This window comes from Limibacillus sp. (genome assembly GCA_037379885.1).
GTDB lineage: Bacteria > Pseudomonadota > Alphaproteobacteria > Kiloniellales > CECT-8803 > JARRJC01.
In genome coordinates this window covers 1-10,002 of record JARRJC010000056.1, presented here as the reverse complement: position 1 = coordinate 10,002, position 10,002 = coordinate 1, and the positions used below count along the sequence as shown (strand labels likewise).

10 protein-coding genes and 2 tRNA genes are annotated in these 10,002 nt (G+C 66.1%); 7 read left to right on the top strand and 5 right to left on the bottom strand.

The annotated features are described in order from the left end of the window. Positions 1–297: hypothetical protein (locus P8X75_13175; GenBank protein ID MEJ1996136.1), on the top strand; the 297-nt coding region annotated here is incomplete at its 5' end. 90 nt (positions 298–387) lie between these two features. Further along, positions 388–675: a hypothetical protein gene (locus tag P8X75_13170; protein ID MEJ1996135.1), complete on the top strand. Its 288-nt coding sequence runs from the start codon at positions 388–390 to the stop codon at positions 673–675. Between the two features lie 11 nt (positions 676–686). On the opposite strand, the gene P8X75_13165 is transcribed toward P8X75_13170, so the two are convergent. Then, positions 687–2,051: a glutamine synthetase family protein gene (locus P8X75_13165; GenBank protein ID MEJ1996134.1), complete on the bottom strand. Its 1,365-nt coding sequence runs from the start codon at positions 2,049–2,051 to the stop codon at positions 687–689. A gap of 228 nt (positions 2,052–2,279) precedes the next feature. Between P8X75_13165 and P8X75_13160 the strand changes: the two genes are divergently transcribed. Then, positions 2,280–3,572, top strand: a complete 1,293-nt coding sequence (locus P8X75_13160; protein ID MEJ1996133.1) for an FAD-binding oxidoreductase — start codon at positions 2,280–2,282, stop codon at positions 3,570–3,572. A gap of 19 nt (positions 3,573–3,591) precedes the next feature. Here the strand turns inward: P8X75_13160 and ald are convergent, their stop codons facing one another. Next, a complete protein-coding gene (gene ald / locus P8X75_13155; GenBank protein MEJ1996132.1) occupies positions 3,592–4,716 on the bottom strand; it encodes an alanine dehydrogenase in 1,125 nt (374 codons plus the stop codon). Positions 4,717–4,819: 103 nt separating this feature from the next. Next, on the bottom strand, positions 4,820–6,172 hold the full coding sequence (locus P8X75_13150) for an aspartate aminotransferase family protein (GenBank protein MEJ1996131.1): 1,353 nt from the start codon (positions 6,170–6,172) through the stop codon (positions 4,820–4,822). 140 nt (positions 6,173–6,312) lie between these two features. On the opposite strand from P8X75_13150, the gene P8X75_13145 reads away from it, so the two are divergent. Continuing rightward, a complete protein-coding gene (locus P8X75_13145; GenBank protein ID MEJ1996130.1) occupies positions 6,313–6,891 on the top strand; it encodes a cupin domain-containing protein in 579 nt (192 codons plus the stop codon). A 119-nt stretch (positions 6,892–7,010) separates the two neighbouring features. Here P8X75_13145 and P8X75_13140 read toward each other — a convergent pair whose 3' ends face one another. Next, a complete protein-coding gene (locus tag P8X75_13140; protein MEJ1996129.1) occupies positions 7,011–7,397 on the bottom strand; it encodes a hypothetical protein in 387 nt (128 codons plus the stop codon). A 93-nt stretch (positions 7,398–7,490) separates the two neighbouring features. After that, the gene (gene rlmB / locus P8X75_13135; protein MEJ1996128.1) at positions 7,491–8,318 is read right to left on the bottom strand and encodes a 23S rRNA (guanosine(2251)-2'-O)-methyltransferase RlmB; all 828 of its coding nucleotides are present in this window, start codon (positions 8,316–8,318) and stop codon (positions 7,491–7,493) included. A 171-nt stretch (positions 8,319–8,489) separates the two neighbouring features. On the opposite strand from rlmB, the gene P8X75_13130 reads away from it, so the two are divergent. The 3 genes from P8X75_13130 to tuf all read left to right on the top strand — a co-directional run bounded on the left by P8X75_13130 (position 8,490) and on the right by tuf (position 10,002). Then, a tRNA-Tyr gene (locus P8X75_13130) sits at positions 8,490–8,574 on the top strand. Between the two features lie 29 nt (positions 8,575–8,603). Further along, positions 8,604–8,677 (top strand) — tRNA-Gly (locus P8X75_13125). A gap of 134 nt (positions 8,678–8,811) precedes the next feature. Then, positions 8,812–10,002, top strand: a complete 1,191-nt coding sequence (tuf, locus tag P8X75_13120; protein MEJ1996127.1) for an elongation factor Tu — start codon at positions 8,812–8,814, stop codon at positions 10,000–10,002.

The following is a 10,002-nucleotide window of genomic DNA, read 5'->3' as shown; positions in this document are numbered from 1 at the left end:
CATTCGCGGTACTTTTCTGCTGACCGCCTGCCAGAGCGGGTGATCCGCTTTCAGCGTCCGGCGGCGGGGCCGATCCCGCTGGTGGTCTCCGAAGGCTTGAGCGGACCGCTGGCCGCGGCTAGGGAGAATCTGACTTCGGGTCTCCGCCCGGACGGACAGCCGGCCTTCGAAGTCTGGCGCTCGGGCGCGGACCTGGAGGCGCTGGCCGAGGCCTACCGTCCAGGCGGCCCGGCGGTGCCGGACCGGCCCCACATCCTGGTCGCGCAGATGGCGGCGGAGCGGCCGGACCGGCTGTAAGTTTGGCCCAACTACCTCTTCGCCAAGGACAACCGGGACCCCGATCTCTCGCACTTCGCGCGGCAGGGCTGCGCGGCCTACAGGGCGCCCTTGCCCGGCGGCGGGGTGCCCCTGGCCGCCGTGGTGGTGGACGAGGCCTTGCCGCCGCATGAGAAGGAGGCCTGCCTGACCCTGGGGCTCGCCCGCGCCCTCGGGCTCAACGTACGCGAAGGGCGGGATTTCCCCGCTCTGACGCTGGAGGCGGCGGACAAGGAGCGCCTGCGCCTGCTGCTGGAGCTGCTCTACCACCCGGCGGTCAAGCCCGGCATGACCCGCAGCGAGCTGGATACCGCCCTGGCGGGCGCGGGCGTCATCGCCACGCCCGAGCCGGTGCGCTAACCGGTCGCTCCCTACACGTTCAAGAGCAGGTGTTCGCGCTCCCAGGAGGAGATGACCCGCTGGTAGGCGTCCAGCTCGTCGTTCTTCACCGAGGTGACGGCGGCCACGAAGTCCTCGCCCAGGATCTGCTTCACCGGACGGCTGCCGTTCATCTTGTAGAGCGCATCGTAGAGCGTGCGCGGCAGCGTGTGGGCCAGGCGGTAGGCGCTGCCCTCGATGGGCCGCGTGGGCTCCAGCTCTTCGGTCATGCCCAGATAGCCGCAGGCAAGCGTGGCGGCGATGGCCAGATAGGGATTGGCGTCCGCGCCGGCGACCCGGTTCTCGACGCGCCGCGCCGCCGGGCTCGACACCGGAACGCGCAGGCCCACCGTGCGGTTGTCCAGCGCCCAGTGGGTGTTGATCGGTGCGTCCGCGCCGGGCCGCAGGCGGCGGTAGGAGTTCACGTTCGGCGCCAGCAGCGGCATGACCGCGGGCAGGTAGCGCTGCAGCCCGGCGATGTAGGCGAGGAACAGCTCGGTGTTCTCGCCCTTCTTGTCGGCGAAGAGGTTCTTGCCCGACTTGCTGTCGATCACCGACTGGTGGATGTGCATGGAACTGCCGGGCTCGCCTTCCATGGGCTTTGCCATGAAGGTGGCGTAGACCCGGTGGCGGTGACCCGCCTCGCGCACCGTCCGCTTGAACAGGAAGGTCTGGTCGGCCAGGTCCATGGGGTCGCCGTGGTTGAAGTTCATCTCCATCTGTGCGGCGCCGGCTTCATGCGTCAGCGTGTCGATGTCGATGCCCTGGGCCTCGCAGAAGTCGTAGACCTCCTCGAACAGCGGGTCGAACTCGTTGACCGCGTCCACGCCGTAGGCCTGACGCGAGGTCTCGCGCCGCCCGTTGCGCCCGATGGGCGGGATCAGGGGGTAGTCGGCGTCGGTGTTGACCTCGACCAGATAGAACTCCAGCTCCGGGGCCACGATGGGCGTCCAGCCGCGCTCGGCATAGAGCGCCAGGATCCGGCGCAGCACGCGGCGCGAGGCGATCTCCACCGGGCTTTCGTCGTCCAGGTGATAGGCATCGGCGATGACCTGGGCCGTCGGCTCCTCGTACCAGGGCACGATGCGGATGGAGCTCGGGTCGGGGCGCAGGTAGACGTCGCCCGCCGCCGGGTTGGTGCCGCCATCATCGTCGGGGTAGTCGCCGGTCACGGTCTGGATATAGATCTGCTCGGGGATTCGCAGGCCGTTCTCGCCCATTCCCTTGAGGAACTTCGCAGCGGGCAGGATCTTGCCGCGCGCGATGCCCGCCATATCCGGCAGCAGGCACTCGACCTCTTCGATGTTGTTTTCGCGTATGAAGGTTTGCAGGGCCTCTACGGCCTTGTCGCTGGACATGATAAGTCTCTCGAATCGCTTCTAATCTGGTGATTATGGCCTCTGGCTCCGGAGGGAGCGAGAGGGAAAAGAACCTAGTGAGCCTTGGCCTTGGTAAGAAACTGCGCTATCGCTATCACGCCGGCCTGAGGGTGGCAAGCAAAGGCGGCTTTTCCCGCCGATTCCGGGCAGCAGGGAAGGCCGAGTAGAAGGCCGATCCGGCCCAACCGGACCAAGAGGTGAGAAGCCGTGACCCGCGCCCAGTTCGTAGATTCCTATTACAAGGCCACCGCGAATTCTTCGCCCGAACGCCCCGCCCTCAAGGGTGCGGTCAGCGCCGATGTCTGCGTGGTCGGCGGTGGTTTCACCGGCGTCTCCACCGCGCTGAACCTGGCCGAGAAGGGTTATTCGGTCGTGCTGCTGGAGGCCGAGCGCATCGGCTGGGGCGCCTCCGGGCGCAACGGCGGGCATGTCGGCACCGGCTTCGCCTCCGGGCAGGAGAAGATCGAGAAGTGGGTCGGCAAGGCGGACTCCAAGAAGCTCTGGGACTGCTGCGAGGAGGCAAAGCAGATCATCCGCGATCGGGTGGAAAAGCATGCCATCGCCTGTGATCTCAAGTGGGGCTACCTGCATGCCGCCCCCAAGCCCCGCCACCTGGAGGACCTGCGCGAGGAGCAGGCCCACTGGGCCGAGTACGGCTATGAGAGGGGCGTGCGGCTGGTCGAGGGCGAGGAGCTGCGCCAGCACTGCAACTCCGAACACTACGCGGGCGGTCTGCTGGACGACGGCGCCGGGCAGATCCATCCGCTCAACTACTGCCTGGGTCTGGCGGAGGCGGCGGAGGCGGCGGGTGCGAAACTGCACGACGACAGCCGCGTGACCTCGATCGAGGAAGGCCCCAAGGTCCGGGTCAAGACGGAAGAGGGCGAGGTGACGGCCGACTTCCTGGTGCTGGCCTGCAACGCCTATATCGGCGGGCTGGTTCCCAAGATCCGCAGGAAGGTCATGCCGGTCGGCACCTACATCGGCGCGACCGCCCCGCTGAGCGAGGAGGAGGCGAAAAGCCTGATCCCGAACGACATCGCGGTCGCGGACTCCTACTTCGTGCTGAACTACTTCCAGCTTTCCGCCGACCGGCGGCTGCTGTTCGGCGGCGGGGTCAGCTATTCCACCATGATGGTGCCCGCGGCCCTGAACGCGGAGTTGCAGAGCAAGATGACGCGCATCTTCCCGCAGATGGCGGGGCGTCCCTTCGACTACCTCTGGGGCGGTTTCGTCGGCATCACCGTGGAGCGCACGCCCCACCTGGGCCGCTTGGGCGGGCACGATAACATCTTCTTCGCGCAGGGTTTCTCCGGCCAGGGCGTGGCGCTGACCGGGGTCGTGGGAAAGATCCTGGCCGAGGCGGTGGCCGGTCAGGCCGAACGCCTGGACCTCTTCGCCAAGCTGCCGCACCAGACCTTCCCCGGCGGCCGCCTCCTGCGCACGCCCTCCCTGGTGCTGGCCATGACCTGGTTCAGGCTCAAGGACATGCTGCCCTGATCACAGGGTTCAGTACGCCTCAGTACGAAATACCCAGGTATTCCTCAGGTGCGGTGAAGTCGAGGCCGTGGGCGTCGGCGACGGCTTTGTAGGTGACCTTGCCCTCGGCGACGTTGAGGCCCTGGCGCAGGTGCGGGTCTTCGGCCAGTGCCTGACGGGTGCCCTTGTTGGCGAGCGCCAGGGTGAAGGGCAGGGTGGCGTTGTTCAGCGCCAGGGTCGAGGTGCGCGCGACCGCGCCCGGCATGTTGGTGACGCAGTAGTGGACGCAGCCTTCCTCCACGTAGGTCGGCTCGGAATGGCTGGTGGGCCTGGAGGTCTCGAAACAGCCGCCCTGGTCGATGGCGATGTCGACGAGGACCGAGCCGGGGCGCATGGCCTTCACCATGTCGCGCGTCACCAGCTTGGGCGCGGCGGCGCCCGGCACCAGCACCGACCCGATCACGAGGTCGGCGTTCATCACGTGCTGCTCGATGGCGTCCACCGTCGAATAGATGGTGTTCAGCATGGAGCCGAAGCGCGTGTCGAGCGCATAGAGCTGGGCCAGGTTCCGGTCGATGACCGTGACGTGGGCCTCAAGCCCCATGGCCATGCGCGCGGCGTTGGTGCCGGCGACGCCGCCGCCGATCACCACGACCTTGGCCGCGGCCACGCCCGGCACGCCGCCGAGCAGCAGGCCCGAGCCGCCCTGTTCCTTCTCCAGGCAGTGCGCGCCGACCTGGATCGACATGCGGCCGGCCACCTCGCTCATGGGCGAGAGCAGGGGCAGGCGCCCGTGGCGGTCGGTCACGGTCTCATAGGCGATGGCGATGCAGCCGGAATCGATCAGACCCTCGGTCTGGGGCAGGTCGGGAGCCAGATGCAGGTAGGTGAAGAGCAACTGGCCCTCGCGCAGCAGCTTGTACTCGCTCGCCTGCGGTTCCTTGACCTTCACGATCATCTCGGACTTTTCGAAGACCGCCTCCGGCGAGCCCGCGACCTCCGCGCCAATGGCGCGGTAGGCGTCGTCGTCGAATCCGATGCCGGCCCCGGCGCCGGTCTCCACCAGCACCTTATGACCATGGTGGATCAGCTCCCGCGCGGAGCTGGGCGTCAGGCCGACGCGGTACTCATGATTCTTGATCTCCTTCGGCACGCCGACGAGCATGATGCTGTTTCCTCCGATCGCTTTAGTCTCTTTTGATTCCCGGCGGCCCGCCGCTCGTTTGCCGGCGGCGGGCTCGTCTTCTCTATTGCTTGCCTCGAGGGTGTTAGTCGACGGTCTCCAGCACCTTGCGGATGGTGTCGAAGATCTGGTCGATCTGGCTCTTCTCGATCACCAGCGGCGGGGAGAGGGCGATGATGTCGCCGGTGAAGCGGACCATCACCCCTTCCTCGTAGCAGCGGCGGAAGACCTCGTAGGCGCGCTTGGTGGGCGCTCCCTCACGCGGTTGCAGCTCGATCGCGCCGATCAGGCCGATGTTGCGCAGGTCGATGACGTGGCGCGCGCCCTTGAGGCTGTGCACCGCATCCTCCCAGTAGGGCGCCAGCTCGGCGGCGCGCTGGAACAGACCCTCTTCCTTGTAGATCTCAAGCGTCGCGAGCGCGGCGGCGCTGGCGACCGGATGGGCCGAATAGGTGTAGCCGTGGAACAGCTCGATGGTGTTCCCGGTGTCGTCCGCCCAGTCCATGAAGGCGTCGTAAATGCCCTTGCGGCAGATCACGGCGCCCATGGGGATGGTGCCGCTGGTCAGGCCCTTGGCGCAGGTGATGATGTCCGGCTTCACGCCGAAATGCTCGGTCGCAAAGGAGGAGCCGAGGCGCCCGAATCCGGTGATCACCTCATCGAAGATCAAGAGAATGCCGTGTTTGTCGCAGATCTCGCGCAGGCGTTGCAGATAGCCCTGGGGCGGGATCAGCACGCCGGTCGAACCGGCCACCGGCTCCACGATAACGGCGGCGATGGTCGAGGCGTCGTGCAGGGCGACGATGCGCTCCAGCTCGTCGGCCAGATGCGCGCCCCACTCGGGCTGTCCCTTGGAATAGGCCTGCTTCTCCAGATTGAAGGTGTGCGGCAGGTGGTCCACGCCGTTGATCAGCGGACCCCAGAACATGCGGTTCTTGACGATGCCGCCGACGGAGATGCCGCCGAAACCGACACCGTGGTAGCCGCGCTCGCGCCCGATCAGGCGGGTGCGCGCGGCGTCGCCCTTAACGCGGTGATAGGCGAGCGCGATCTTGAGCGCGGAGTCGACCGCCTCGGACCCGGAGTTGGTGAAGAAGACGTGGTCGTAGTCGTTGGGCAGCAGCGAGGTCAGGCGGCTCGCCAGTTCGAAGGGCAGCGGATGGCTGACCTGGAAGGAGGGGGCGTAGTCCAGATGCTGGATCGCCGCCTGCACCGCCTCCACGATCTTCTTGCGGCCATGACCGGCGTTGCAGCACCAGAGCCCGGCGGTGCCGTCCAGGACCTTCTGGCCGGTGACCGTCGTGTAGTGCATGTCCTTGGCGGAGGCCAGCAGCATGGGATCCTTCTTGAACTGCCGGTTCCAGGTGAAGGGCATCCAGAAGGGCTCGAGGTTGTTCGGGGCGCTATCGAAATCGCCGAGGCCGGAGGGCAACTCCATGACGGGTCTCCATCATCGCTGTGCGGTTTGTCGGATCACTTGGTCAGGCACCTTACTGAGGCCTAAGAAAATTGACAATAGAGAGTTCTCCGGTGGATAAATAACCCGAAACGTCAAATATATTTAACAAGTGAGCGGCGATGCCCGACAGCCTACCTGTTTCCGACGAACCCGCTTTCGACCTCGGCCAGCGTTTGAAGACCCTGCGACAGCTCCACGGCCTGTCGCAGCGCGAGCTCGCCAAGCGAGCGGGCGTCTCCAATGCGCAGATATCGCTGATCGAACAGAACCGCTCCTCGCCGTCGGTCGGCATGCTGAAGAAGGTGCTGGACGGGATTCCCATTTCCCTCTCGGAGTTCTTCGCTTGGCAGGAGACGACGCGAGAGAAGGTCTTCTTCGCCGCTGACGAGCTGGTCGAGATCGCCGGCGGGCGGATTTCCTACAAGCAGGTGGGGCAGGACCTCTCGGGCCGCGCCCTTCAGGTGCTGCTGGAGCGCTATGCGCCCGGCGCGGATACCGGCGAGTCGCTGCTGCGTCACGAGGCGGAAGAGGCCGGCGTGGTGGTGAGCGGGGAACTGGAGGTGACGGTCGGCGACCAGCGCCGCGTGCTGAAGGCGGGCGAGGCCTACTACTTCGATTCGCGGCTGCCGCACCGCTTCCGCAATAGCGGCAAGGAAGAGACCAAGGTTGTCTCGGCCTGCACGCCGCCCAGCTTCTGACGAGGCTCCAGCCCGAAGAAAAGGGGCGCCGTCGGACCGGGGGAGGGGAATGTCCTCGGGCGCCCCCAACCGGCCCCTATGTAAAAGGTAAGGGCCGCAGGTTTGATGCTGGTGGGTGCTTAGTTGGCGCTCTCTTCTTTCTTCTTGTCGTGCCAAGCCTTCATGGCGGCGCGGGCTTCCTCGTGGGTCACCTGGCCGTTGCCGTCGCCATCCATCATGGCGAAGCGCTCGGCGGCGTGGGCGCGCACTTCTTCCTGGGTCACCATGCCGTCGCCGTTGCTGTCAAAGCGCGCCATGCGCTCCAGTGCGGCGGCCTCGGCCTCTTCGAGAGAGATGCCGCCGCTGGCGTCGGCGTCGATGCGCTGGAACATGCCGTGGCCCCCGTGGCGGCCGTCGTGGTTACCGCTGCGGTAGCCGTCTTCATGGGCGATCGCGGTGGCGACGCCAAGGCCGCTTGCCAGGAGGACGCCCGCCGCGCCCAGGGAGAGGAGGGTTTTATTCTTCATGCGTCTAAAGCTCCGTAATTTGAGGTCTCAAGAATGGTGGCTTGCAGGGGTAACCGCGCCTTCTTGAAAGCTGTTACGGAGCGGAGCCGGGCTTTATCCCCGGCCGAGCAGTTCATAGAGGCAGATCGCCGTCGCGTTGGAGACGTTGAGCTGATCGATGGGCGGCAGGGTCGGCAGGCGCACCAGAAGGTCGCAGGTCTCGCGCGTCTTCTGGCGCAGGCCCTTGCCCTCGGCGCCCATGACCAGACAGACCGCGCGCTCCTTGGGCAGACTGGATAGCGGTTGTGCCGCCTCACCAGCGAGTCCGATGCAGAGGAAGCCCTTTTCCTTTAAGTCCTCCAGCGCGCGCGAGAGGTTGGTCTCGCGCAGGATCGGCAGATGCTCCAGCGCGCCGGAGGCGGTCTTGGCGAGCACGCCGGTCTCGGCCGGAGAGTGGCGGCGGGTCAAGAGCAGGGCCCCGGCGCCGAAGGCCACGGCGGAGCGGATCACCGCGCCGACGTTGTGGGGATCGGTCACCTGATCGAGCGCGATCACCACCTGACGCCGTTCCTTCGAGGGCGTCCAATCCCTGAGCGACTGGTCGGGCAGCGGTTCGGACAGCAGGGCCAGACCCTGGTGCACCGCGCCTTCCGGCAGCAGCTTGTCGATGTCGCGCCGGTGCATCTCCTCCAGCGGCAGGGACAGGCTCTGAAGCTGGGGCCCGATCTCCTCGGCGAGGCGGCGGGCGGCCTCCGGCGTCGCGATGAAACGGCGCTTCCGGCGCTCCGGGTTGGCGAGGGCGGCGACCACGGCGTGCTGGCCGTAGATCCAGAGCTCGTCCGGCGCCTCGACCGGGCGGGTGCGGCCGTGGTGGCCGACGCGATCTCCCTTATAGGGGTTTCCGCCTTTGATCGGCGGCCTGTTGGGCTTGCGTGGCGGCATCGGGAAGCCTACTCTTTTTCCATGAGAGAAACCGGTTTCGCACGAGCCGCCCCCGGGCGGCAAGCGCGGAAGCCGGTCCTTCGCGTTTTTTCGCAGGTTCATCATTGACAGGCGGCGCGAAATCACCATAGTTCGCACTCCGTGACGCCTCGGCGGTTTTGGGCCAATCGAGGAGGGGTGCCCGAGTGGTTAAAGGGGACGGACTGTAAATCCGTTGGCTTCGCCTACGTTGGTTCAAATCCAACCCCCTCCACCACCCAGATCCCGGCGCGTTTCGGAAAATGGGCGGGTGTAGCTCAATGGTAGAGCACCAGCCTTCCAAGCTGGCTGTGTGGGTTCGATTCCCATCACCCGCTCCAAGACGAGGCGCCCTCGACCGCAGCGCCCTTCCCCCGGACGACAGGGGCGGGCCGCAGCAGCTGGGGCGCGAAGTTATGCAACTGACCCGGCGATCCCTGATTTAGAGGGACCCGCAAGAAGGACATGAAGGGCCATGGCGAAGAGTAAGTTTGAGCGCACGAAGCCTCACGTGAACATCGGCACGATTGGTCACGTTGACCACGGCAAGACGTCTTTGACGGCGGCGATCACGAAGGTTTTGGCGGAGACCGGGGGCGCGAGCTTCACGGCCTACGACATGATCGACAAGGCGCCGGAGGAGAAGGCGCGCGGGATCACGATTTCGACGGCTCACGTTGAGTATGAGACGGCGAACCGTCACTACGCGCACGTGGACTGCCCGGGTCACGCGGACTATGTGAAGAACATGATCACGGGCGCTGCGCAGATGGACGGCGCGATCCTGGTTGTGTCCGCCGCCGACGGCCCGATGCCTCAGACCCGCGAGCATATTCTGCTGGCGCGCCAGGTTGGCGTTCCTGCGATTGTTGTGTTCCTGAACAAGTGCGACATGGTCGACGACGAGGAGCTTTTGGAGCTGGTCGAGCTTGAGGTTCGCGAGCTTCTGTCCTCTTACGACTTCCCGGGCGACGACATTCCCATCGTGAAGGGTTCGGCGCTGGTGGCTCTTGAGGACGGCGATGCGAAGCTTGGCAAGGATGCGATCACCGAGCTGATGGCTGCGGTGGACGACTACATTCCGGCGCCCGAGCGTCCGAAGGACAAGCCGTTCCTGATGCCGATCGAGGACGTGTTCTCGATTTCCGGCCGCGGCACGGTTGTGACGGGCCGCGTGGAGCGCGGTATCGTGAAGGTCGGCGAGGAAGTTGAGATCGTCGGCATCCGCGACACGCAGAAGACGACGGTCACGGGCGTTGAGATGTTCCGCAAGCTTCTGGACCAGGGCGAGGCGGGCGACAACATCGGCGCGCTGCTGCGCGGTGTTGGCCGTGAGGACGTTGAGCGCGGTCAGGTTCTGGCCAAGCCGGGTTCGATCACGCCGCACACGAAGTTCAAGGCCGAGGCCTACATCCTGACCAAGGAAGAGGGTGGCCGCCACACGCCGTTCTTCACGAACTACCGTCCGCAGTTCTACTTCCGGACGACGGACGTGACGGGTGTCGTGACGCTGCCCGAGGGCACGGAGATGGTCATGCCGGGCGACAACGTCGCCATGGAGGTCGAGCTGATCGCCCCCATCGCCATGGACGAGGGCCTGCGCTTCGCCATCCGCGAAGGCGGACGCACCGTCGGCGCCGGCGTCGTCTCCTCGATCGTGCAGTAA